Source organism: Nocardia sp. PE-7 (genome assembly GCF_030486425.1).
Classification (GTDB): domain Bacteria; phylum Actinomycetota; class Actinomycetes; order Mycobacteriales; family Mycobacteriaceae; genus Nocardia; species Nocardia salmonicida_A.
This window is the reverse complement of record NZ_CP129614.1, coordinates 2,893,768-2,917,255: the sequence shown is the minus strand read 5'-3', so window position 1 is coordinate 2,917,255 and position 23,488 is coordinate 2,893,768. Positions and strand designations below refer to the sequence as shown.

Here is a 23,488-nt window from a genome sequence, read left to right as displayed (position 1 = left end):
TGTTTGCGCTCTCAGCTGCGGATGACATCGAACACGATGCCCTCGAGGGTGACACCGGGTGCGAACGAGAACGCCACACCGGTCGAGATCGGTGCCGCCGTCTGCGCGTCGCGGATCATCCGCTCCAACACGAAGATCAGCGAGACACTGAGCATGTTGCCGTGCTCGGCGAGCACCTCCCAGCTCGGCGCCGCCAGTTCGGCGGGGATGCCGAGCGAACGCGCCGACTCTTCGATGATGCGGGGACCACCGGGGTGGATCGCCCACAACTCGATATCGGACTTGCCGAGTCCGTTGCGCGCCAGCACTTCCGAGACCACCGGGTCGACACCGCGGTAGATGTAGTCGGGCAGGCTGGTCGCCAGTTCGCAGGTGATGCCCGCGTCCTTCACACCGAGCACGATGCCGTCTTCGGCGTCGTCGAACAGGTGGGTGAAGCTGTCGCGGATCACGACGCTGCCGGGGGCGAGTGGCTTGTGCACCTGGTTGGCGCCGATCACCACCGCGCCGCAGCCGTCACCGAACAGGCTGTGGGTGATCACGTCGTTGACGTCGTCGTCGAAAACGGCGTTGACCGAACTCAATTCGATGCACAGCACCATCGCCTTCTTGTCCGGATGGGCCCGGACGTAGTCGACGGCGGCGCGAACGCCGTTCATGGCCGCGGCGCAGCCCATGAAGTTGATGACCATCCGGCCGACCTTCGGCGACAGACCCAGCTGCTTGACCACCGCGACGTCGACGCCGGGGGCGATGAAGCCGGTGCTGGTCACGAAGATCAGCTGGCCGATGTCGGCGGCCGGGTCCGCCAGTCCGGCGACCGCGCGCCGTGCCACGTCGACCGCCAGCGGCACCGCGTGCTCGAGGAACAGGTTCATCCGCTCCCGGATGGTGCCGGGCTTGCGGCTGAACTCGAGGAACTCGGGATCGAGCGGGTCGATCACCAGGTGGCGGGTGTCGATCCTGGTCTTGGCGTAGATCCGCGGAATGCGCTGGCGCTGTGCGGGATCGGAGAACATTTCGGCGACCCGGCCCGCGTTCACGGACTGATCGACCACCAGCGAGGGCGAACCGGTGGCGACCGCTTCGATCACGCCGACGGTCGTCGGCGGCGTGGGTGGTAGCAGGTCGTGCCCGCGCTCGACGTCGGGCGTGCGGAGCAGGTCAAAGGAAACAGACACGGGCACTTATCCTTTCGAGACAGATCAGAGGTGGCAACGGCCGGGTCAGACGGTTCCGATGCCGGAGAAGCCCTGCGCGGTGTAGGTGACGCAGGTCTTCAGCGCTGACGGTGCGCAGTGTTCGCGCACGAAACCCCACCGGTTCTCCTCGGCCTCACGAGAAGGCGCGAGCAGATAGGTCCGGCACAGCTTGGGGAAACGATCTCCGAAGAAGCTCTTGGCGGGCAGCCACTCCACGCCGAACTTCGCGGCTTCCTCCCGCACCACGTTCTCCGAGGCGATATTGGCGAACCCGCTGCGCTGGAACGGAAGTACGTGGTGCGCCCGGTGCGAGCTCAGCCCGGCCGAGAGGAAGCAATCGACGTACTTGTTGCCGACCACGGTCAGGTCGTAGGCCTGCTCGAGCTGGTTCACCGCCCAGTCCTCGGTCTCGGTGTGCAGTTCCTCGGTCGGGACCTCGAAGTCGTGGCTGGCCACCACCATGAAGGTGCTGATCCACAGCGTGATCACGAATTGCAGGCCCCAGGCGAGCAGGTCGCCCGCGAAGGCGAAAGCCACGAACTCGGCCACCAGCAGGAACCGCATCCCGAACGAGCCGATGAAGTGTGGCAACGCGCCGCGCCAGCTGCCGTACATGTCCTTGATGCCCACTTTGCGGGTGAGCCGGCAGACATCGAGGAGCCGAATGATCATGCCCGTCAACAGATGTCCGAACTTGTGCACGGTGTGCACCGGCACCCGGTACAGGCGCGGAATCTGCATCATCATCGTGAAGACGTTCTTCTTGATGTCGACTTCACTCTGGGTGTGCGGGTGGTGCAGCAACGCGTGACCGTCGGCGGTGACGAAAGACAGTGCGACATAGTTCATGTCGAAGGCGTTGACCGCGTACTTGTTCAACCCCTTCTGCGCGCGGTGGATCGCGTAGTGGCCGAAGCCCGCCAGCGAGCTGCGCAGCAGCACCATCGCGATCACGAAGGCGGGCAACGGCATCCAGCTCGTGTCGTAGAGACGCAGCGCCTGCACGGCGATGTAGGCGAAGATCAGCACGCCGACGACGATGTCGAACGCGCGGTCCATCCGCTTCAGCCGCGCGGCCAGCTCGGGCTCCTTGAGCCGGGCCTTCACCTGGTGCAGCAGATCGGACTTGTTGTCGAACTTGTACTTCGGGGTGTCGTCCCAGCTGTTGAAGCCGTCCTTGAACAGGAAGTCGGGGGCGTTGTTCTTGGGATGGATGTCCTCGGGCGTGGCATCGCGACCGAGACTGTAACGCTCGATCATCCGCGCGATTTTTTCCGGATCACGGTGGTAGGAACCGATGATCGAGGTGATATCGCGATTTTTCGTGCGACCGATGAAGAATTCACCACCTGGATGCTTGGAGATCCAGTCGCTCAGGTCGTAGGCTCTTCCGTTATAAACCCATACGTTGTTGACGGGAGGACGACCCCCCGGGCCCGGCGGTGGCGGGAGCTCGCGCTCGGCTTCATCAGGTCGATCATCGATCGTCATTAGTTCTTCCTCCGTGTCCGATCGGCGTCCGATGCGTGTTGCCTGCCGACCAGCGTCCCGACACGTATAGTCCTTGTGGCGCCTTGCATCTCGCTGAACATTCTCTTATTGGATGCGCACTCGTGCGTTCGTGATTCGTTTACCGCTGGCGACACCCAGACGACACACCGGCCCGGGGCTGCGGAGGGCACTGCGTGCCAGGTTCCGCTGACCCCGGACCGGTGTGGGTTGATCCGGTATTACCGGCGACTATCAGCCGGCGGGCTTGATGATGTTGACCGGCTTGGCCCAGTTCGACAGGCCGACGGTGACCTCGCCCTGGTCCTTCTTCACTACGGCGCGAACAAGATTGGGGCCGTCTCCGGTGGACGCCGCATCCGAGGGCTTGGTGGAATCGGAGGCCGGCGGGGCGGTGTCCTGGATCCACACGGTGATCGGCATGGTGCCCGCGTTCTGCCCGATACGCGGCACGATCGGATCGATCACCGCGGCGTCGATGGTGCCGGACACCTTGACGGTGTTGATGCCGTCGATCACCTCACGGCCCTCGGTCTTCGCGTTCTGGATATTGGCGATCACATTCGCGATGCCCTTGTCCTTGTCCAGGATGACGCCCGGATCGTAGACCTTCTCGGCCGGACCCGCGGGCACGTAGCGGCCACCGGTCTGGGTGTAGAGGACCTTGTCCACCACAAGGAATTTCGCCTCGGAGAAGGAGGCTTCGGGGGTGAGCTTGACCTTCGCCTCGCCCATCGCGGCGCCCGAGCCCTGGGTCTCGTTGGTGACGTCGGCGGACACGGTTTCCACCGGCAGGTCGGGCAGGTTCTTGACGTTGATCTTCAGGTGCACGTTGTGCAGGGTCTGCGTGGTCTTCGCCGACTCCTTCACGATCTGCGCGCCGTCGGGCAACTGGCCGGTGGGCGCCGGACCCGCCGTGGTGGCCGAATCGTCTTTCGTGCAGCCGGATACGAGGGCCGCGCAGACCGCCGCCGCCGCGACGACCGAAGTGATGCCGGAACGTCGCGCGAAGCGCCGACGCGAGGTGGGGTTCGGTGCCATGTCGATCAAGTTTCATCCCCTGGAGATGGTGGTATATCGGGTACAGGGCAGCCGAAGACCTTCATCTCGTGCTCCCCCGACGGCGATATTACCCGAGGAATTCAAATTGCGAGCCCTCTGCGCGCACTGACTATTTCGGTTGTCCGAGGCCGTGCACTGAACCCCATTACCCCAGGTCAACCACCGCGCGGCAGCGCCGCTGAACCTCGATGCTGTGCTGTTGCGCCCGCTATGGGGCAGGTTGGTTACCCCGACCCAGTGGTAGTGCGACGCGTAAGGCTCGAATGTCGTCGACCAGATCGGCATAGCCTTCCTGGACTTGAGCGAAGCGCAGGACGACATGGTGCTGGTGTTCGGCGCTCTTGGTGTGGCGCAGTGTCCATTGAACCTGGGTGTAGGTGTCGGCTACGTGGCTGATCACCTCGCCGAGGGAATGGGTGTGGCGGCGGCCCGAGGTGGGGCGAGGAAGGTGGCACGACGACCACTCGTCGATCAGACCGATGACGGTGTCGACCCGGCCGCTGGTGACGGTGACATCGAAGTCGGCCGGTCGACGGGTGGTCGACTTCGACGCGGTGAGCAGCGTCGCGTGCAGATCAGCCAGCTCCCGCGCCCACTCGATCAACGGAGAACCGCCCTGCAGATTCCCGGCGACGGCCAGCAGCAACTGGCGGGCTTCGAGCAATCCCTCCGCGGTCCGTGCCCGCGCGCTCGCCACGGCGCGGTTGTCAGGCGCCGCGGTGGATCGGCCTGCGTGCCTCACTCCGTTCATTACCGACACCCGGCGCACTGGAATCTGGCCATGTCCCGCCGGCCACGTCTAGGGGTCGTGGTGATCATTGTTCGATTACAGCGCCAAATATTTTCTGCGACAATGACATTCGACCGGACATGTCATCGGTGGCGTCATGCGTGGCTGACGCGCGTGCCTTGCTACGCGCTCGCAAGGCGGTATCGAGTCGTCGAACGCGGCGCGCGCTGGTCGGTGTGCACTGTCCGCCGGATCACCTGGCATATTTCCCGCACATCCGAACGTGAGGACGCGAGGGTCGCGGTATGCACCAGTTGCCCCAATCGATCGCCGACTCGCCTGCTGTCGACCCGGCCGGTCATCTCCAGCGCAGTCGCCGCGAACGAGACCGCGTCATCGATCTGGCCGAGGCGGAAGGCGCCCGTGGCGACCGTGATGTTGTCGAACAGAATGCTGCGGGCCGGTCGCCCTGGGGCCGACGCCGCCAACGAGGCGCGGGCGGCGTCGACAGCTTCGACTGTGTAGCGTTCGGCGGTCTGTCCGCGGGCCGTGAGGGCGTACTCGTTGTAGATCACCGATCGCATACCGGTGAACTCTCCAGGGGTGAAGAACACCCGGGTCCACGGATCGACAGGGTCTGCGACCCTGACAGTCGCCTCTTCGGCGCGCGAGAGCGCGGTTCGCATCCGGCCGACGTCGCCCATCATGGCATGCGCCCATGCCTCGTTGGCATACAGGCGGGCCGATTCCCCACCGCCGACGGCGTCTTGGGCGGGCAACTGCCCGAGTTGGAACATCCGCAGGGCAACGCGTGGGTCGCGCTCGATCAAGCTGATCCGGCCCAGGACGTAGAGCGTCGACGCCACCAGGCTGTCCACACCCGCCCGCCGCGCCGAAACCAGCGCCAATGTCGCGTATTGGCGGGCGCGATGCTGATCACCGATGTCGTGGTAGGCCCATCCGATCAGCCTGGCCAGGTCGGCCGAGGCGACCAGCAGTGAGTGCGCCAGTGCCGTGTGGCCGCGGTACTGAGCCAGCAGCGCGGTCGTCGATTTCAGGAGATCGACAGCCTTGCGCGCGACCGAGCCGCCCCCGTGTCGCTGGTCTTGTTCGCGCAGTTGCGCGATGGCGCTGCGCACGACATCGAGGTCGAGTTGGGTTGTGTCGCTGACGCTCTCGGGACCGTCGAGGGACGGCAGCCATGGCGTCAGGATGTCGGCAGAACCGACGACGGCGGTCGCGAGGGCTTCCAGCAGCGTCGCGTTCGCGCCGCGATGGGTCCCGGCACCGGGATTTTCGGGAGACTGTGCCACCGCTTTGTCGGCGACCCCGGCGGTCGGGCCCGGGGCCATGGGTACGGAGTCGATCTCGGGTACCGGTGCGCCGAGCACCGCCAGCAGGCTGCGGTAGGTCTTGCTCGGTCGACGGACCTCGCCGAGCTCCCAGCGCGCGACGTGGCGTTCCGAACACGCGACATTGATGCTGTCGCGGCGAGCGCGATCGTTGATCATCTCGGCGAAATCCCCACGGCTGAGCCCTAATCGAGCGCGACGATAGGTCCGAAGTCGCTGTCCCCAGCTGTTCACGGCCCCGACGTCGGGATAGCCGCGCAGGGTTTCGGGGTCGGTGACGTCCATGAGTGGGCCCCACTCTTGTTGCGCCGCAGGGCATGTCACAGTCCGGACTCACCCTCTGACTTGTTCGCCAAATAATCTTGGTTGATAATCTAACCTGATAATCAGGATTGCGAAACTGGTGGCATCCGCCGCCCAGCAGCCCGATACGGTGGGATCCATGGCACGAACCGCACGAAAAGTGCTGCTAGGTCGCGAGATCGACGCTCTCCTGCGCCGGTCTCGAACTACCCAGGCCGACGCGGGGAAGATGATCGGGGTCAGCCAGTCGCGCATCGCGGCGGTGATCAGCGGCACCGGCAACCTGAGCGCCCAGGCGCTCGACGAGCTGGTCAGGAAGCTCGGCGTCACCGACGAGGACTACATCGCGATCCTGCTCGATCTCCGCGAAGACAGCCACCGCCGCGGATTCTGGAACTCCGGTTATCGCCGCGCCTACATCGAGGAGCTACGACTACTCGTCGACCTCGAGGATGTGGCCGATCGCCTGCGCGAGACCGGTGCCGAGATCGTTCCCGGCCTGCTGCAGCACGAAAGCTATATCCGCGCGCTGCACGAACCCCTACAACCCGACCCCGACGACCCTGGCGCGGTCACCGTCGACGACTACGTGCAGGCCCGCATCGCACGGCAGCGAATCCTGCTCAAGCGGGGAGCGCCCGAGTTCCACGCGATCCTGTCCGAGTCCTGCCTGCGCCGCACCTACGGCGGGGACGCGGTGATGCTCGCCCAGATCACCCACCTCCTCGAGCTGTCGGGCCGCCCCAACATCCAGATCCAGATCATGCCTTTCACCCACCAAGCACCCGGCGCGGGCATGGAGGACCGCTACATCCTGGTTCGCGTGCCCTCCCCGGGGGCGGCAGGCGACCTCGAGATGGCCGTCGTCGAAGCCCAGGGCGAGATCCGCTACATCGACGACAAACCCGCCGTCGGCATCCGCGACAAGATCTTCAACCGGCTGACGATGACCGCGTTGAGCCCCCACGACTCCCGTCAGTTCATGCAACACCTCGTCCGCGGCCTCCGCAGCCGCCCGACCATCCAGCGATAGACCGGCCCCACCTCAACCGCAGAGGAAACACGATGTCCGACAGTGACTTCGAGCCCCGCCCCATCGACACCAACAGGCCCAGCTCCGCACGCATCTATCACCACATGGTCACCGGCGAGGTGATCTTCGAATCGGATCTGCCGTTCATCCAGCGGCTCTACGCCGATATCCCCTTCTATCCGTTGTGGGCCCAGCACAATCGCCGGTTCCTCGGCCGCGCCGTTCGCTACATGGCAGGCACCGGAATTCGCCAGTTCCTCGATATCGGGTCCGGCCTGCCGACCGGCGGCAACACCCACGAGGTCGCGCGCGAGCTCGCCCCCGACTCTCGCGTCGTGTACGTCGACAACGACGAAGAAGCGATCAACCGCGCCCGCGACCTGCTGCGCGAACAAGGCGTCACCGACACCGCGACGATGGTCGACGCCGACCTGCGCGAACCCGGGCGCATCCTCGCCCACCCCGACACCCAACGCCTGATCGACTTCAGCGAACCCGTTGGGCTGCTGCTGGTTTCGGTGCTCCCCTGGGTCACCGACGCCAGCGAGCCCGGCAAGATCGTCGCGCAGCTGCGCGACGCGCTGGCCCCCGGCAGCCACATCGCGATGACACATGTGTCCCTCGAAGACGCGGGCCCGGAGATCAAAGCGCAGGTAGCAGCCGGTGCCGCGGTCTTCACCGATGCCAGTACACCGGTCACCCTGCGCACCCGTGCGCAGTTCCAGACGTTCTTCGACGGGTGGACCATCGCCGAGCCTGGCATCACCTACGCCACCGACTGGCGGCCCGAGCAACCGATCGACTACGACGACTATGCCCGCCCCTGCAATTTCGCCGCTATCGGCAGCCTGCCGTAGTGTGCGCCCGCGCTGTCGGCAACGTCGCCGACAGCGCTGTTCGAAAGGATCCACCATGTCGTTACCGACACCGCCCGCTCATCATTTCCGTAAAGCGGCCGCCAGTTCCCCACAACAGGCGTGCGTGATGGTCTACCGCGACAACCACCGCACCATCATCTGGGACGACAAACTCGCCGGCCCCGTCGACACTGCGACACAACCGGTCCCACTCGATGAATGCCTGACCCTCGACCACCACCAGTTCGAGGCCCTCCAAGCCGCGATCCGAGCAGGCAGGCCCATCCGGGGAGCTGTCGTCATCGCTCAAAGATTCGACGGCCTCTACGAATTCAGCGCCGCGCCGGAATGCACAGCATCAGCCGGGACTGCCCGCCTCTTCTTCGACCGCGTCGAATACACCGCCTTCGTCCACGCGGTGCGCCACCGAGAGTTCGAACGATCAACCTTCCTCTCCCCTGCCGCGTGACCGACTCGGCCGTGCGCCACTAGCTGCCGGCAGCAGCTCCACCACACCGTTTTTCCACACCATCGCGACAACAATCGCCGAGGTGGTGTAACTCGTTGCGCACCAGCGCGAATGGACCTGATGGATTCGACCGTGGTAGGAGAGTTGTCATGTCGTCGTCATCGTCCGTTCGCCGGGGAACCGGCTCGCCTGTGCTCGATCTGATCTCGGCAGGGTGGTGTCACCGGTTGTGACCGATATCGACGCGGATTCGACCGAGCAGACTCGCCTCGCCACCGCAACGCGAACCCGCCGTCAGGGCGAGTACCGCGTCGATTTGGACGGCTTGCGGGGACTCGCGATCGGATTGGTCGTGGTCTTTCATGTGTGGTTCGGTCGTGTTTCCGGCGGTGTAGACGTCTTTTTGGTGCTTTCGGGGTTCTTCTTCACGGGCTTGCTGCTGCGTCGGGCGGCGTCGTCGGAGCCGTTCTGGGCGTGGTCGGTCGTGCGCCGCACTCTGCGCCGACTCGTCCCGGCCATGACCGTCGTGCTGGCGGCGGTCGTCGTCGCGTCAGTGTTGTTGCTGCCGTATACGCAATGGTCGACAGGGGCGGCACAGATTCTGTCGTCGCTGTTCTACTACCAGAACTGGCAACTCGCCCTGACCTGGTCGGACTACCTTGCCGCTGATCCCTCGGTCAGCCCGCTGCAACATCTGTGGTCGATGTCGGTGCAGGCGCAGTTCTACTTGGTTGCGCTGCTGGTGGTCGCCGCTGTCGCCTGGTTGTGTGCTCGGCTCGCACGACCGGATCGGGTGCGCCCAGCTGTCGGCGGGATCGTGGTCGCGATGGCCGTGGCCTCGTTCTGCTACGCCGCCGAGGGCACTGCGACCAATCAGGGATGGAACTACTACGACAGCTTCGCCCGCGGGTGGGAGTTGTCGGTCGGCGCCGGACTGGCCGTCGTCGCGCCGTCGCTGGTGTTGTGGCGGCCGGTGCGTGTCGCGCTCGCGCTGTTCGGCGCTCTCGGTGTCGTGCTGTGCGGGTGGCTGATCGTCGACGGCGCCAACCGTTTCCCCGGACCCGCGGCCCTTCTCCCCGTCTGCGCGACGGCTGCTGTGATCCTTTCGGCGGCGCGCCTGCGGTATGCCGACTGGCCGTTGGCGAACCGGCTACTGGCGCACCCGGCCCTGCGGTGGCTCGGCGATATCGCCTATCCCCTGTACCTGTGGCACTGGCCGATCCTGATCTTCTTCCTCACCGATCGCGGAAACACCCATGCCGGGCTCGTGGGCGGCACCGGGGTGATCGGGCTGTCGGTTGTTCTGGCCTGGATGACGCACCGCTGGATCGAACAGCCACTGCGGCAACGCACTGCGCGCATCGACACACCCGATGTCGGGCACTCACGATCGCGCCACCTCGTCGCCTCCACGGTCGCGGTGTTGCTGGTGGCGACCATTACCGTCACCGCCGGTTGGCAGGTCACCGTGGCCCAGGTCCACCCACCGGTCGCGGCCTGGGAGCTCGACCCGGCGAAGTACCCGGGTGCGGAGGCGTTGGCCTCCGGCGCGGCGACACCCGACGAGCCGATGCGGCCCACCGTCTTCGACGCGCCCACCGAAGTCCCCCCGCCCACGGCGGACGGGTGTATCGCGGACTGGGACACCCGCGACGTCGTCACCTGCACCTACGGTGACCCGGAGGCCGATCGGACATTGGCACTCGTCGGGAGCTCCCACGCCGAACACTGGCTGCCCGCACTCGAGGTGCTCGCCACCGAACACTCGTTCCGCATCCAGGTGTACTTGAAGATGGGCTGCCCGCTCACCCTCGCCGAGGACGCCACGTACAAAGGCGAGCCCATCCCCGACTGCCGGTACTGGTCGACCGATGTGATCAACCGCCTCGATGCCGACCGCCCCGACTGGGTTTTCACCACCGGAACACGGCCCAGCGACGAAGGCGGCGACGAGACTCCCGCCGACTATCTCGCCGTCTGGACGGCACTGTCGGATCGTGGTCTCAACGTGGTCGCCATCCGCGACACCCCGTGGCTGCGCCGAGGAACCGTCCGATACAAAGCCACCGATTGTCTGGCAGGCGGCGGAAACCGCCGCAGCTGCGGCATGCACCGCGAAGACGCGCTCGACCCGATCAACCCAGGGCTGGAACCGGCTTCGGCGTTTCCCAGCGTCTTCCCGATCGACATGACGGACGCGGTCTGCGAGCCCACGCTGTGCGCGGTGGCGGAGGGCAACATCCTGATCTATCACGACGAACACCACCTCACCGCGAGCTACTCCCGATCCCTGGCCGGACCACTCGGGCGCGAGCTGCAGCCGATACTCGGGTGGTGGTGAGGCGCGCCCTCGGCCATAGATCACCGTCGGCCGACGGCGGAAACGATACGGTGCAGGTCAGGATGCAGTCGAGAGGAGGCCTGCCGGTGACAGGTGACGGAAAGCGTCGTCTCGTCATTCTCGTCGTGCTTACGGTATTCACCCTCGGCCTCGGATATCGCGCCACCGAGCTGTTCAGTCCGGCCGAGGCGATCGCCGCGGAGGCCGTGACGGTGCCGCGATCCCCGATACGTATCAGCTATGGGGATTCACCCGAGACTTTCGGCGACCTCTACCTTCCGTCGACATCGAATACCCGTCTGCCCGTCGTGGTTTTGATTCACGGTGGCGGATGGGCCCAGAACCGGACTCTCGCACAATTCGACGCCCATGCCCGCACTCTGGCAGGCGACGGCGTCGCGGTGTGGAACATCGAATATCGCCGAGTGGACGGTGGCGGTGGATGGCCGGTCACGCTCACCGATGTCGGTGCCGCCGTCGACGCGCTGGTCGACATCGTCGCACCGCGTCTCGGGAATCTGCTCGACCTACAGCGAGTCCACCTTGCCGGGCATTCAGCGGGCGGTCACCTCGCCGCCTGGGCCGTCGGCCACCGATCCGCTGAAATGCCAACAGATCCCGCGATTCGCATCCGCAGCCTCACCCTCATGGCCGCGGTACTCGACTTGGATCTGGCCGTCATCGACGGCCGCGACCCCTTCGTCGCGAAGCTCCTCGGTGGTACACCTACGGAGGTACCAGACAGGTACCGACACGCCTCCCCCATCCACCATCTCCCACCGAGCGAGACCCGTATCACCGCACTACACGGCGAAAACGACCGAGTCGTAGTTCCGCTGCAGAGCCACCGCTATGTCGAAGCCTTCACCCGGATCGGCGGCATCGCGGACCTCCGAATCCTGCCCGGTACCGGACACGGTGAATTCGCCGACGCCGCGTCTTCTGCATGGAACACAGCGCGCCGCAGCATCATCGGCTACGCGAGCACTATCAACTGACGCCGCGCTCGCTTGCGGAATCCCCGTGGCGCCAAGCCGTCGTCACTGACGGTCCGGCGCTCCCCGCTGTCTCCGTAGCGACGGCGATCGTGTGGTCCGTCGAGAGCGCGCAGTCGCCCTGGCCGCTACCGAGGAGTCTGGATACAACCCGTCCCGAGCCGAATACGACTACAGCACTGCTGACCCGCCACCGCTGCCGAAAACCTTCATAGCGGTCGCTCACAGGCCTCGGTCTGCGAGCGATGGTTGCTTGCCATCCGATTCTGGGTGCTCTGCAGAGGTGAAGTCCTCAGATGTAGCAGCGGATTGGAGCCGAGCCATCTATTCCCGTGCAGCCATTCTTCGATGAGCTGCGCTGACCACGATCCGCCGAACACCTGACAGCGCAATTGGCTCGCATCAGCGCAACACACCCTGCACCTGCGGCACTAACGATGCTGCGCCGAGATTGGAAAGCACTCACCTCCACCCAGGGCGGGGGGCGTTCGCGTTCCGAGCCGCTTTCGCGGCGGAAGATGTGTAGATCTGTCGATGGACCTTGTTCGGGACCACCGGCTTCAAGGTTGCTCGGACCCAGCACAACTATGAAACCTTCTTCGGCACATTCGTCGTTTTGTCGTTGGCACTGGTGCCCGGGCTCGGGTGGCTGGTGACCTACTACGTTACCTCGGCTTGGTGGTTACCGTTCTCAGCGTCGCTGTCGTGGTGGCCGTCGTCAATCGGTAAAGCTCGATCACAGGTCGTTCGGATCGACCAACCCGTCCTGGATGGCTCTGGCGACGAGCGCCGCTTTCGTCGAAGCGGGTCGACCTGCCTGGGCGTACTTCGTCCGAATGCGCTCCAGGTGGGTGTTGACCGTTCCGGTGGTGATGAAGAGACGTTGTCCGACAAGTGCTTTGGACTCGGTCTGAAACCACGCCAGCAGTACTTCCCGTTCCCGTGGCGACAGCGCGGGCCTGCTGGGCCGGGTGTCTTCTGTCATCGCCTGCGCCATGGTCGGGCTCAGGTAGGGACGGTCGGTGCCGGCGGCGTGCAAGGCTGCGACGAGATGGTCTTCACCTTCGAGTTTCGACAGGTAGGTGACGGCACCGAGGTCGAGGCAGTCCAGCACGATGTCGCTGCGAGTGTGCTGGGAAAAGACCACTACTCGAAATCCGCTCTCGCACAGCATCGTCGGCGCCGACAGATCCGCAGTGCGGTCACCGAACTGTAGATCCAGCACCACTGCCGAGACTGTGCTCGGAGTTGCGGCGGGATCAGCGAGCAGCGATGCCGGAGTCTCGTATTTGCCCACCAGGTGGATCGGCGGATCGGCCGCGGCGCACCAGCCGGCGATTCCGGCATGCACGACGGCATGATCGTCCACCACGGCGACCGCCATCGGCTCGCTGCTACAGGTCACACCTTCACCTCGCTCAGCCTCGTCCGAATCGGTATACGTCGGCCTGGCCTGTGCGGGTCAGGACGACGCCACGGTCGCCCACACCAGCGGACCGGAAGAGACAACGCTTCCCTGCGGCGCGACGGCTTCGGCCGCGCGCTGCACTTGTTCGGCACAGTCGCAGGTGATGCTAACTGTCAGCGAAGGTTCTGTGGTGACAACGAGTTTGGCGCGGGTGCGGGCTCCTGTCAGCAAGATTATCGGTACGGTCAGCACTCGGGTGCGTTCTACAGGGTCAAGGTGTGGAATCAGGCCCAGAACGTGCAGCGCTACCGCCACGCCCCGGGATTCGGCGGCGGTGATGGCCGGAGCGAGCTCTTCGAGGAAGGGGCCGGTGGTCGATTCGGTGCCGAAGAGTCGACGCAGCCGCACCGATTCCAACAGACAACCTGCACGAACGCGCGGGTCGGTCGCTGCGTCGGGGTTCTCTGCGAGCTGGGTCAGTAAGGGCACCAGGCCGGTGGAGAGACGGCCGTAGCGATGTCGCTGGTCTTGGAGTAGCGCGTCGGCAAGCTCGGTGCGTATCTGGAGGTCGGTGATTTCGGCGCTGATCTGTTCGGTGCGGGCAACCGCATGGCGAAGGAAGTCACCGAACCCGATCGCGACCGCTTGGACAATGATCACGCTGACCACGGTGTAGACCAGCGAGGACATGACGGCCCAGCTACCCGAAGCCGTCAATGTCACCATGATCCCGGCGACCCATAGGACGCCGAGCAACGCGAAACCTCGTCGGCTGCTGCGGGTAACCGATAACGCCGCGAGCTGCCAGCCCAGCGCGGCCACCGCCCAGTTCCGACTCGTCGCCAGGTCACCGACATCGAGTAGCAGTTCCTGTACCGGACCGAGCGCGACGACAACGCCTGCGGTACTCCACCACACCGCGTCAGGCAGTCCGACTCGGATCTCGACCAACGCGAGCAGCGCCGCCCCGATCGCGACGCCAACAATCGTCGTCTGGGCGACGGGATGGGCAGCAGAGATTGCGTGGTGTCCCTGGAGTCCGGTTACCAGGACCGCGAGCAGCACCAGGCCGTATCCCAATCCTCGAAGTAGTCCACGGGCGTGGTCGACGTCGCTGCGATCGGGCACCGCAGTATTTCGTGGCCAACTGATTTCGACGGTTGTTCCGGCGCCCGGCATGGAGTCCACCTCGACGGTGGCGCCGACCAGGGCCAAGCGACGCTGGATTGAGTGGCGCACACCGAACCGCCCGGCCAATAGGGTCGCATCGTCCTTATCGAAGCCGACGCCGTCATCTCGGATACGCACCAGATCCTGCCCGAGTTCGACAGTCACGCTCCGCGCCCGAGCGTGTCGGTCGACGTTGGTCAAAGCCTCCCCGGCGGCGGCCACCACTGCCTGACGCATGTCCTGGTCGAGGTTGTCGGGCGCGCGACCGGCGAACCGGACCGGTGTCGTGATCCATTTCGCCTGCTCACACAGTTGGCCGGCGAGATCGGACGGCCCGATCAAGGCGGCGCTGTGTTCGACGGCTCGCAGGTCTCGGCGGACCTGGGCCGAAAGTTGCTCAGGTGCGATGACAGCGCCTTGGCCGAGCATCGCCAGCGTCGAGGCTGCCGTGTCGTGCAGCGTCGCCCACTGTTCCATTTCGGCGTGGCTGCGGGCCTCGGCGACCTCGGTGTCGATTCTGGTGGTTGCCAATTCGGCGAAAGCGTCGTCGGTCAGCGACGCCGACCGCAGCACCAGCAGGCGCAAGACCGCGGCCGCTGCCCACTCCACGATCAGGAAGTCCAGGCTGAAAATCGTCCATGGGTGCTCGACCCCGAAAACAAAGGATGCCCCGACTGCCCAGGCACTCATGACCACGATCGTCGCCGGCAACGACCACCGAGCCGGCCATGACATCCCGAACGACACCACCGCGGTTCCGGCAACCGCGAGCATCGGGCTAGCCGCGGTGGTGAACTCGGGTCCATCTACCAGCCAGACAGTGCACAACAGGTATGCGCATACGACAGCCAATTCGCATGTCGGCTGCCATTGCCGTCGCCGCCAGCTATTCACCGCCCACACCAGCAACGCGATATCGACGGCGACACCGATGGCCGACCCGCCGCGCTGGACCGAATACACCACCGCGACGAGGATCTCGACACACCACAGCATGGTTGATGCGATCCGGTCGACACGTGCTCGCACCGCAGCAAGGGTCGAGGGTTGGGTCATGGTCGACATTATCCGCACCCTCGGCGGGCGTGATGTGTGTTGAGCACCAGCGGCATTCGACCTTCTTGCCCGACTGGTGACCCCCGGAGTCTGTTCAGGATGACCCAGCCGATCCGGTCACCAACCCCTGGCCGGGCGAGGTAGGCGCGACACCTCGGTGAGGAGTAGCACCCGTCAACGCGGCTCCACCCACGGTCACCGTCCGCTTGCCCTGCTCGAATCCCCTACAGGCCCAGTTGATCACATAGTTGCCCGCCGGTACGTCCACGAATCCCACCGACGCATGACTGCGCGCGGGGACTCGGGTCGCCGGCGTGCGGAACGACACCGGCCCCGCCGCGTAGGCCTCGCAGGTGGTGATGTCGTTGTCGTTGTTGACGAAGGTGAATGTCAAGCTGTTGGCCCCGGTGTCGGTGTTCAACGGCACCGCAGCCTCTGCGGTCGGCGCGGTGACCATCGAGATGCCAACGACTCCGAGAACAAGACCACCCATAAATGTTGTATTTCGCATGCGGTTGATCGTTGTCGACTCACGCAGGTCGGCATATCTGCCAGACGACCCACAGTGCACATGCCATCTGCAGGAATCGAGCTGATCAATACCGACCATGGCGGCGAAACTGAACGTCTCGGCGACCCACCATCCACACCACGACATCGAAACACCGGATCAGGCTGATGTCCTCGCCCAACCCGGCGTCGATGCGCGCGGCGGCCAGGATTTCGACGAGCGCGCGCTCGTCGTCACGCAGCGCCGAGCGGAGAGTCATCCAATAGCTGTGACGGTCAGGATGATCCAAGACTTGCTTGACCACGGGCAACAACCTCGGCCGCTTTCGTGCGAGCAACTTGCTCGTGGTCACCGGCCCCACACCAACCGACCGCAAGGCACGCCACAGCCGGTCGGCGGGCGAATCCTCGTCGAGGATGTCGATCTCGGCATCCACCAAGTCGAGATCAGCCGGGATCGATCCCAGCAAGCTGCTCAGCCCGGCACGATCGCGCTCCAGCATTCGCAAAGCCGCGCTACCTGGGACTCTCACATTCAACATGGACACGGCCACCACATCCTCGGCCGTGAATACATTCGCGATCTCCGAGCGGTCGCCACCACCGCCGAACCGCTCGAACGCAGCACCCGAATACCTCGGTGAACCATCGGCCTCGACGTCGCAGAAATAGGTACGCAGCAGCGCTGCGGCAGCCGCAGTCTGGCCATGTTCCAACTCGGTGGGAAGAGTCCACCGCACAACCGGTCTCATCGAATCGCTCCTTGGGGCCTGGGCTGGATCAGCGCGCAGCTGACGCACCGCGTGAACGAGTTGTGACTATCCGCAGCGACAAGACCCGGTCACCGGATCGGAAACTACCTCACACGAGGGACACCGCCTGCCATCAGTCATCTTGACCGTAGACCTGAGCACGCGTTGCGGCGTCGGTTGCCGCACAGGGACGGCCTGTGACCGCTGGCACTATGTTTCATCGGCGACGGCTTACGTTGGATGTGTCGGTGCTTCTTCCCTGTCAGCCGTTGGAAGATTCCCGCAATGGCGGCGCGATTGTTGAAGGGTGACCGGCAGCGTGCAGCGCCTGCTGGTATTCCTCGAGGTCGTGTCCGCACTGGCGATGTCGGCGACGATCCGCTCCGGCGAACGGATCACCCCATAGGCAAGGTCGACCAGTTGGGCCTTCGCTTGAGGATTTCGTGCGAATCATGTCCTCGCAAACGCTCTCCAGCGCTGCTGTTTTCGAGCGTCCAGCACAGGCCCGGGGCTCCTTTCGCGCCGCCGACCCGAACCTCTTCTCCCGACAGCGACGCCGAGACCCGCACAGATGATTCGCAGAGAGTGGGTCCGTCACGAGTCCTCACTGCAGTTTGTGAAAGTACGCGTCCGTTGTTCGTCCTACAGACGCGACCTGAGGCTCGCCATATCGTCGATCCAGGCCAGTCCACCTCCGGGCCAACAGTGCTGCGGCCGAAGGGAACCCAACAGTGCGAATACCGTCTCGAATTCTTCCTGCGGTCATTCTCGCCGGAATCACCTGTCTGATAATCGCGATCTTCGCCCGCAAGACCGCGTCCAGCCACGGACCCAACGAGACCTACTTTCCAGACGGGCTCTACCTCGCGACGATCATGTCGCTGACGGTGTCGATCGGCGCCACCTTCGTCGTCGACTACTTACTCGGCAAGTCCGAGCGGGCGCCACGCTGGTACGGAATCGGATTCGCCGCCGGCGTCATCATCTTCCTGTTCGGGTTTCCGTGGGCAAATCTCGACCGGGCGGCGGGCAAGCATTTTCGATTTTCGACTGGTGGTGCGCGCCGATGATCGCGGCTACGGCTTATTCCGTTACCGCGGTGCTCGACGCGCACGCACGCGAGGAACGCGATCGGGCGGCCACGCTCGCACAGCGCCAACGAGAAGCTCAGACCAGAGCCAGCCGTCAGCGTGACCTCGGTAACACACTGCAACGGTGCACCACCGACGCGCTGACAGCATTCGAAGAGCTGCCCGCACACCTGATCGCGGCGCGCGACACCCTCGACCAAGCCGAACAACTCTTCCGTGAGAACGCCTACGCACCATTCTGGTCGGCAGTCGAGGGCGGCACCGCCCACCTCGGCCGATTCAGCGCCACCCTCGTTCGCCTGCGCATGTACGCCGCCGAGTACGCTACCGCCGCAACGGAGTACCAAGGCGCTGCTCCGCCGTTTCCCGTCGAGGTCACCAGCCTCGAATATTTGACCGCCCATGAGGTTCTCCTCGAGCGCCTGCACCAACTCGTCCGGCCGGCCCAGCGGGAATTTCACTTCGCCAGCATCTACGAACAGCGCAAGACGAACACGATCCTCGTCGCCGGATTCGGCACGTTGGCCTCGGCGCTCGACACGATGGGATCGCGCCTGGCAAACGAAATCGTCGAGCTCCGAACAGGTGTCGCCACGATGTCGACCAGCCTGAGCACCGAACTGTCTGGCATGCACTCGAGCATCGCTACCTATCAACGCGAACGAGGCCACATCGACGGTGAACTGCTCCACCGCCACGACCGGGTGGTGTCGATACTGGACAACATCCAACGCGGCCACCGACCTCTGCTGTGAGCCGACCTCGCACACACCGTCGACCACCCGATACGAGAGAAGTAGCGACATGACAAAGTCCAGAATGCCATTCGCGACTATCCTTCTCAGCCTCGTAGTGGCGACAGGATGTTCGTCAAGCCCAACCACGGTCGGCTCGATAGAACCACCACCTACGACGCCGACGACGGCAATGGCGGAAAACCCTGCCAGATCCTCGGTCCCTGCATCGACGGCGAACACTGCGGGCCCGGTTCTTCTCGACTGCCCTGCTGTCGCGGCGACTGACCCCGATTTCTGATCACGCTTTTCGTCCGATCTTCACCAGCCCGAGCGGTGCGGAGGTATGGTTCGTCTCGGGGGATTCTCGAACACTGTATCAAGCGAACAAGGCTTATCCGGATAATCCCATTCTGATCGCGAGAAGTATCGGCCGTGATGTGCCGGGCGGAATAGACACCAACAGGCTTTTCCTCCTTGGTTGGCAGTAGCCACCGAAGTCAGTCTCTTCATTGAGGAGCAGAACGGGGCTCGTTCGACGCTGTCGAAACCCCGCCTACCTCCACTGAATGGCCGGAGACCATCGCCAATTGAAGAATTCAAGGGAGAATGTGCCTGCCTTGGGAGCAGTTGGGCAGTTGACAGTGAATGTACCTGTGCGTGGAATGGTCACCTTTGTTTCACCCAGGTAGTTCTCGGCCCATTTATGCGTGGCGTCGGTGGCGTTCCAACAGCGGATTGCCCGCTCGCCGGCGCCGCCTGCCTCGGTAACGGTCACCGACACGCTCCGGGCTCCAGCCTGAGAAATTGTCACCGATTCCGCCACTTGCTGAGGTGCCGGTACCGGTGCCGGTGTCGGCGGCGTCGTCGTCGGGCCCGCCGGAGACGAGGTCGCTGGTGGAGACGGCGCATTCGGTGCGGACCCCGGTGTAATCAGCCGAGCCGCTTGAACCGCAGTCCAAGTAGCGAAGTCACGCTCACCCTCGAACTTCTGCCCGAGGTAGAGACCATGCATCGACTGGTTGGACCAGGCTTTGAACTTGCCGTCTTGGCCACCCAAGTCAGCGCCATCACACACCGGATCGCCATAAACACACACCGAAACTACCGGATCGTTGTTCGTGAAGTATGCGCGTTGCCCCAGTCCGCCGCCGATCTTCCAATGATCTTGGTCCTGGGTCAGTTTGTTGTCGGAGTAGATCGCTTCAGTGGTTCGCGGCGACGGTCCGTTGTAGGCGGGGTCGGCGAGAAGGATGACCGCCGTGATTCGGGATCGATTTATCGGCCCGTTGCCATGAAATACCGATTGGGCGAGGTCACCCACGATATGAGCCCCTTGCGAATATCCGACGAGCACGAATTTGGCAGTCGCACATTTGGCTGCTCGATCTTTGAGTGCATTGTAGGCAGTCGAGTAGCCGGCGTCCTTGCTCCACTTGTACTGAGACACGTCGTAGATCAATCGCGCATCGATTGCGTGGTCCCAACGCGCCCCGACCGCTGGATATCCGATCGCGATGTCATCGAACTGCACTTTCTGGCGCAAGCCCGCAACCACGGTCGCCACCTCCGCGCCGAAACGAATTTTCGGATCCGACTTGTTCTCGGTGGGCTTCGCGTGCTCGAGTCCCTGGAACGTACCGGGTACGCCGATCAAGACAGTGGGACACGTTGCGGCCGAGGCGGTTCCGCCACCATCGGCCCCTACCATAGCTACACCGAGGAGGGAGCAAACGACGAGGCGTGAAATCCTCATCAGCCTACCGGCACCGAGTACTTGCGCTGGTCGCATAGCTGCCCTCGATTCTGCACCGGTTCTCTTCGGTGCTCGTCTCCATGATCGCAGCGATTTCACCGATTGATGTCGGTTGTTTGTCCGATACCCAACGGCGCTGTCAGTCCAGTTGTTCGGCTCGCACACGAACTCGTCGCACTCTCCGAGGTGGTGAAACCCCTATCGATGCATCACAATTGGCACGATCACACCGCAAGATCACAGGGGGCACGGTGGACGAAGCACCTGAGGTGCACCGCATCGGAGTGGTCGAAGACCACCAGGTCACCATCACCGGACTCCGCCAGGTCCTCGCCGACGAAACCAGCCTCGAGATCGTGGCCACCGCGCCGTCCGTAGCGGAGTTGCTGGCGATCACTACCGACCTGGCGTTGGTGGTGCTCGATCTTCGCCTGCCCGATGGATCGACACCGGCAGAGAATATCGAGCGGTTGCGGGCAGCCGGGATCGAGACGCTGGTGTTCACCTCTGCGGACGAACCGTACTTGGTGCGGGCCGCAGCACGTGCGGGGGTGCTCGGTGTGGTCCGCAAGTCCGAACGTGACGAAGTGGTCGCAGCGGCGGTGCGCGACGCGGCGGCCGGCAAGCAGGTTCCGACCACCGATTGGGCGATCGCGATCGACGGCGACGACGACTTCACCGGTGTCAAACTCAGCCCTCGACAGCGCGAGGTGCTCGCCCTGTATGCCTCCGGTGAGCCCGCGGCACGCGTGGCACGGCTCACCGGCCTCACCGAGGAGACAGTCAATGCCTATCTCGGGCGAATTCGGCTGAAGTATGCCGAGGCCGGGCGGCCGGCGCGCACGAAAACCGAGCTGTTCAAACGGGCATTGGAGGATGGGTGGCTACCGATACCGCGTCGACGTCGCACGTCCTGAGAGCCGCGATTGCGGGAGCGACCGAGTCACGTCTCACGCGGTTGTTCGCCCGGTTCATCGCTTCGGGTTACCTGTTCTATCTGCTTTTGCTGGTACCTACGATTGCCGCCCAGTATTCCGTGTTGGATCCGTGGTGGACGGTCTTCGCGGTGGTGGCCGTTTTCGGGCCACCGATGGTGATGGGCGCGGTGTCGTTTCACCTGGACTTGCGCTGGAGTCGGCGGGTCGCCGCAGTGACTGCGGTGTCGTATCTGGCTGCGGCGCTGACATGGCCGTTGGCCTGGCGTGGCGATTTGATGATCGCGGACGCGTGGATCTCTGGCATCCCCGGACTCGCGGGACTTGCCGCAGCCGTCGCGTGGGGACCGGTGCGCACGATCGGACTGCTGGCCGTCGCGGTGTTCACTGTCCAGTTGATCAATCAGTTCTGCCGCACGCCGGACCACAATGCGGCCTTCCTGCCCGACCTTCTGTTCGGTCTGAGCTTCTGTCTGCTCTACGTCGCAGCCGCATTGATGGCCCTGCACACCGGTCGGCTACTGGACCGCACCCGAACCGAGGCCCACAGCGCCGCGGCGGCGGCTGCTGCAGCGCAAGCCCGTGCCGTGCAGCGTGTTCGGTTCAATGCGCTGCTACACGACTGGGTCATGTCGACTCTGCTCGCGGCTGCCAGGGGAACCCGCCGCGAAGATGTGCGACTCCAGGCGCAACTGACCTTGCACAAACTCGACAACACCCGCCCTGATACCGGCACCAGCTATCCGCTCCCCGCGGCCGCTGCCTACTTCCGGGCGGCACTTACCGACGTCGATGACACGCTGGTCCCGAAGGTCACGATCGGCCCTGGCGAGGTGGTCCTCCCTGGCGACCCAGTCCAGGTCTTGGGTGCCGCCGTCAGCGAGGCTGTGCGCAACAGTGTCCGCCACGCCGGACCGCGGGCCACACGTACTGTCGAGCTCGCATTCTCCGCCGACAGTATTGAAGTCACCTGTGCAGACGACGGTGTCGGGTTCGTACCATCGCAGGTCCCCGAACACCGTCTCGGACTGGCGGTCAGCATCATCGAACGAGTCCGGGGCCTGCCGGGCGGTGCGGTCGAAATTCACACCCGCCCCGGCGCCGGAACAGTCATCAGACTGGGCTGGAAAGAGCCTGCGGCTTGAGCACGAACGCATCGCGCGATGTCCGGGCGCTGCTCGGGATGGACACCCGCGCCGCGGGGGCTTTGGCCGGATTGTTCTTCGTCGCCGAATCGGCCTTGGCGTTGACGTCTTGGCAGTACATGGAGCAGCGCTGGCCGGTCGTGGCCGCGTTGGTCATCGTCGGGGCCGCCATGATCGCTTTGCTGCGTGTCGGCGATGATCCGATTCCCGTGCTCACGACAGTGGCGCTTGCGGTATCCATACCTGTCACGACGCTGCTGACGCTGACCAATATGTCCCTGCCGCAAACCACTTCGGCGCAATTGTGGACGTTCGGCTCGGGGACTGTCACCGCGACATTCATGTGTGTGCGCGGGCGGACCTTCGCCGCTTGGTGCGGAATGCTGGCGGCGATCGGGACCACCGCGGTGTGGTCGGCACGCACGGGGCAAGGCGCTGTTCACGGTGTCTCTATCTCGATCATCAACCTCGGTCCGCTGCTGATGGCGACGTTTTTCGCCTACACCTTGCGTCCGGCGGCGCATGCGATCTTTCAGCTTCGCGCGGAGTCCACCAAGCAGGCCGGCGCCGAAGCGGCCGCTGCGGCGTTGCTCGCCGAACGTCTCGCCCAAGCAGACCGCCTCGATCACCTGGTCCGACCGCTTCTGCAGACCCTGGCCGGGCCCGCTCCGGTGACACCGGCCACGGCCGAGGAATGCAGCCTCGTCGAGGCCTATCTACGCGATACCCTCCGCGCCCCGGCGTTATCGGCAGGTGAGGTGATCGTCGCCGCGCGTGATGCGCGGCGACGCGGTGTCGAGGTGATCCTGGTTGATGACCACGGACTCGACGACGCCGATAGCGTGATCCACACCCGACTTCTCACCGCTGTCACCGATGCCCTCGCCACCTTCGATTCCGGCAGTGTCCACATTCGGATCCTGCCTCCTCACCGGCCGATACTGGCCACCATCGTTGCCAACCATCCCCGCACCGGGATCTGCCGCACCGAGTTCGACCGAACCGGATATCCCGTTCCCGCGGTGGCAGATTGATAGGCGGTATTCCTTGCTGGTTGAGCAGATAGAAACTTGCCGGT

General features: G+C 64.5%; 21 protein-coding genes. 11 read left to right on the top strand and 10 right to left on the bottom strand.

Annotated features, from left to right (window positions below):
- Nucleotides 1-11: 11 nt before the first annotated feature.
- From QX204_RS13655 to QX204_RS13635, 5 genes are all read right to left on the bottom strand, one after another.
- A complete protein-coding gene (locus QX204_RS13655; RefSeq protein WP_301907136.1) occupies nt 12-1,181 on the bottom strand; it encodes a type III polyketide synthase in 1,170 nt (389 codons plus the stop codon).
- 45 nt (nt 1,182-1,226) lie between these two features.
- Complete coding sequence (locus QX204_RS13650) at nt 1,227-2,693, bottom strand: fatty acid desaturase (protein WP_301907135.1); 1,467 nt, start codon at nt 2,691-2,693, stop codon at nt 1,227-1,229.
- A gap of 252 nt (nt 2,694-2,945) precedes the next feature.
- Complete coding sequence (locus tag QX204_RS13645) at nt 2,946-3,752, bottom strand: LppX_LprAFG lipoprotein (protein ID WP_301907134.1); 807 nt, start codon at nt 3,750-3,752, stop codon at nt 2,946-2,948.
- A gap of 229 nt (nt 3,753-3,981) precedes the next feature.
- Nucleotides 3,982-4,524, bottom strand: a complete 543-nt coding sequence (locus QX204_RS13640) for a hypothetical protein (protein WP_301907133.1) — start codon at nt 4,522-4,524, stop codon at nt 3,982-3,984.
- A gap of 161 nt (nt 4,525-4,685) precedes the next feature.
- Nucleotides 4,686-6,140, bottom strand: coding sequence for a helix-turn-helix domain-containing protein (locus QX204_RS13635; protein ID WP_301907132.1), 1,455 nt, complete (start codon nt 6,138-6,140; stop codon nt 4,686-4,688).
- Nucleotides 6,141-6,297: 157 nt separating this feature from the next.
- On the opposite strand from QX204_RS13635, the gene QX204_RS13630 reads away from it, so the two are divergent.
- The 5 genes from QX204_RS13630 to QX204_RS13610 all read left to right on the top strand — a co-directional run bounded on the left by QX204_RS13630 (nt 6,298) and on the right by QX204_RS13610 (nt 11,856).
- A complete protein-coding gene (locus tag QX204_RS13630) occupies nt 6,298-7,191 on the top strand; it encodes a helix-turn-helix domain-containing protein (RefSeq protein ID WP_301907131.1) in 894 nt (297 codons plus the stop codon).
- Nucleotides 7,192-7,223: 32 nt separating this feature from the next.
- Complete coding sequence (locus tag QX204_RS13625; protein WP_301907129.1) at nt 7,224-8,048, top strand: SAM-dependent methyltransferase; 825 nt, start codon at nt 7,224-7,226, stop codon at nt 8,046-8,048.
- Nucleotides 8,049-8,103: 55 nt separating this feature from the next.
- Nucleotides 8,104-8,517, top strand: a complete 414-nt coding sequence (locus tag QX204_RS13620) for a hypothetical protein (protein WP_301907128.1) — start codon at nt 8,104-8,106, stop codon at nt 8,515-8,517.
- 352 nt (nt 8,518-8,869) lie between these two features.
- Nucleotides 8,870-10,858 (top strand): acyltransferase family protein, encoded by a 1,989-nt coding sequence (locus tag QX204_RS13615; protein WP_301907991.1) that lies wholly within the window; start codon nt 8,870-8,872, stop codon nt 10,856-10,858.
- Between the two features lie 86 nt (nt 10,859-10,944).
- Nucleotides 10,945-11,856, top strand: coding sequence for an alpha/beta hydrolase family protein (locus QX204_RS13610; RefSeq protein ID WP_301907127.1), 912 nt, complete (start codon nt 10,945-10,947; stop codon nt 11,854-11,856).
- Nucleotides 11,857-12,589: 733 nt separating this feature from the next.
- Here QX204_RS13610 and QX204_RS13605 read toward each other — a convergent pair.
- Both QX204_RS13605 and QX204_RS13600 read right to left on the bottom strand, forming a co-directional pair.
- On the bottom strand, nt 12,590-13,237 hold the full coding sequence (locus QX204_RS13605; protein ID WP_301907990.1) for a LuxR C-terminal-related transcriptional regulator: 648 nt from the start codon (nt 13,235-13,237) through the stop codon (nt 12,590-12,592).
- Between the two features lie 78 nt (nt 13,238-13,315).
- Nucleotides 13,316-15,121, bottom strand: a complete 1,806-nt coding sequence (locus QX204_RS13600) for a sensor histidine kinase (RefSeq protein WP_301907126.1) — start codon at nt 15,119-15,121, stop codon at nt 13,316-13,318.
- On the opposite strand from QX204_RS13600, the gene QX204_RS13595 reads away from it, so the two are divergent.
- Nucleotides 15,120-15,530, top strand: a complete 411-nt coding sequence (locus QX204_RS13595) for a hypothetical protein (protein ID WP_301907125.1) — start codon at nt 15,120-15,122, stop codon at nt 15,528-15,530. The two genes, QX204_RS13600 and QX204_RS13595, sit on opposite strands and share 2 nt — an antisense overlap.
- Before the next feature lie 51 nt (nt 15,531-15,581).
- Here QX204_RS13595 and QX204_RS13590 read toward each other — a convergent pair whose 3' ends face one another.
- Both QX204_RS13590 and QX204_RS13585 read right to left on the bottom strand, forming a co-directional pair.
- Nucleotides 15,582-15,998: a hypothetical protein gene (locus QX204_RS13590; protein ID WP_301907124.1), complete on the bottom strand. Its 417-nt coding sequence runs from the start codon at nt 15,996-15,998 to the stop codon at nt 15,582-15,584.
- Nucleotides 15,999-16,083: 85 nt separating this feature from the next.
- Entirely contained in the window at nt 16,084-16,749 is a 666-nt protein-coding gene (locus QX204_RS13585; RefSeq protein WP_301907123.1) for a DUF6308 family protein, read from the bottom strand.
- A gap of 731 nt (nt 16,750-17,480) precedes the next feature.
- On the opposite strand from QX204_RS13585, the gene QX204_RS13580 reads away from it, so the two are divergent.
- Both QX204_RS13580 and QX204_RS13575 read left to right on the top strand, forming a co-directional pair.
- The gene (locus QX204_RS13580; RefSeq protein ID WP_301907122.1) at nt 17,481-17,819 is read left to right on the top strand and encodes a hypothetical protein; all 339 of its coding nucleotides are present in this window, start codon (nt 17,481-17,483) and stop codon (nt 17,817-17,819) included.
- On the top strand, nt 17,816-18,595 hold the full coding sequence (locus tag QX204_RS13575) for a hypothetical protein (protein WP_301907120.1): 780 nt from the start codon (nt 17,816-17,818) through the stop codon (nt 18,593-18,595). The genes QX204_RS13580 and QX204_RS13575 overlap by 4 nt, the downstream gene beginning before the upstream one ends.
- Before the next feature lie 535 nt (nt 18,596-19,130).
- Here the strand turns inward: QX204_RS13575 and QX204_RS13570 are convergent.
- Nucleotides 19,131-20,231, bottom strand: a complete 1,101-nt coding sequence (locus QX204_RS13570) for a cutinase family protein (protein WP_301907118.1) — start codon at nt 20,229-20,231, stop codon at nt 19,131-19,133.
- Between the two features lie 350 nt (nt 20,232-20,581).
- Here QX204_RS13570 and QX204_RS13565 point away from each other — a divergent pair, with 350 nt between their 5' ends.
- Genes QX204_RS13565 through QX204_RS13555 form a run of 3 tightly spaced genes read left to right on the top strand, consistent with a single transcriptional unit; the run spans nt 20,582 to nt 23,444 of the window.
- The gene (locus tag QX204_RS13565) at nt 20,582-21,247 is read left to right on the top strand and encodes a response regulator transcription factor (protein WP_301907117.1); all 666 of its coding nucleotides are present in this window, start codon (nt 20,582-20,584) and stop codon (nt 21,245-21,247) included.
- Nucleotides 21,211-22,410, top strand: coding sequence for a sensor histidine kinase (locus tag QX204_RS13560; RefSeq protein WP_301907116.1), 1,200 nt, complete (start codon nt 21,211-21,213; stop codon nt 22,408-22,410). Before QX204_RS13565 ends, QX204_RS13560 begins: the two co-directional genes overlap by 37 nt.
- Complete coding sequence (locus QX204_RS13555; RefSeq protein ID WP_301907115.1) at nt 22,407-23,444, top strand: DUF8320 family protein; 1,038 nt, start codon at nt 22,407-22,409, stop codon at nt 23,442-23,444. Before QX204_RS13560 ends, QX204_RS13555 begins: the two co-directional genes overlap by 4 nt.
- Nucleotides 23,445-23,488 lie beyond the last annotated feature (44 nt).

Bases quoted from the DNA above. Each gene is read 5' to 3' on its own strand.
- QX204_RS13650 (WP_301907135.1), bottom strand. From the start codon at position 2,693: ATGACGATCGATGATCGACCTGATGAAGCCGAGCGCGAGCTCCCGCCA.
- QX204_RS13645 (WP_301907134.1), bottom strand. From the start codon at position 3,752: ATGGCACCGAACCCCACCTCGCGTCGGCGCTTCGCGCGACGTTCCGGC.
- QX204_RS13640 (WP_301907133.1), bottom strand. From the start codon at position 4,524: ATGAACGGAGTGAGGCACGCAGGCCGATCCACCGCGGCGCCTGACAAC.
- QX204_RS13635 (WP_301907132.1), bottom strand. From the start codon at position 6,140: ATGGACGTCACCGACCCCGAAACCCTGCGCGGCTATCCCGACGTCGGG.
- QX204_RS13630 (WP_301907131.1), top strand. From the start codon at position 6,298: ATGGCACGAACCGCACGAAAAGTGCTGCTAGGTCGCGAGATCGACGCT.
- QX204_RS13625 (WP_301907129.1), top strand. From the start codon at position 7,224: ATGTCCGACAGTGACTTCGAGCCCCGCCCCATCGACACCAACAGGCCC.
- QX204_RS13620 (WP_301907128.1), top strand. From the start codon at position 8,104: ATGTCGTTACCGACACCGCCCGCTCATCATTTCCGTAAAGCGGCCGCC.
- QX204_RS13605 (WP_301907990.1), bottom strand. From the start codon at position 13,237: ATGGCGGTCGCCGTGGTGGACGATCATGCCGTCGTGCATGCCGGAATC.
- QX204_RS13595 (WP_301907125.1), top strand. From the start codon at position 15,120: ATGACCACGATCGTCGCCGGCAACGACCACCGAGCCGGCCATGACATC.
- QX204_RS13600 (WP_301907126.1), bottom strand. From the start codon at position 15,121: ATGAGTGCCTGGGCAGTCGGGGCATCCTTTGTTTTCGGGGTCGAGCAC.
- QX204_RS13590 (WP_301907124.1), bottom strand. From the start codon at position 15,998: ATGCGAAATACAACATTTATGGGTGGTCTTGTTCTCGGAGTCGTTGGC.
- QX204_RS13585 (WP_301907123.1), bottom strand. From the start codon at position 16,749: ATGAGACCGGTTGTGCGGTGGACTCTTCCCACCGAGTTGGAACATGGC.
- QX204_RS13575 (WP_301907120.1), top strand. From the start codon at position 17,816: ATGATCGCGGCTACGGCTTATTCCGTTACCGCGGTGCTCGACGCGCAC.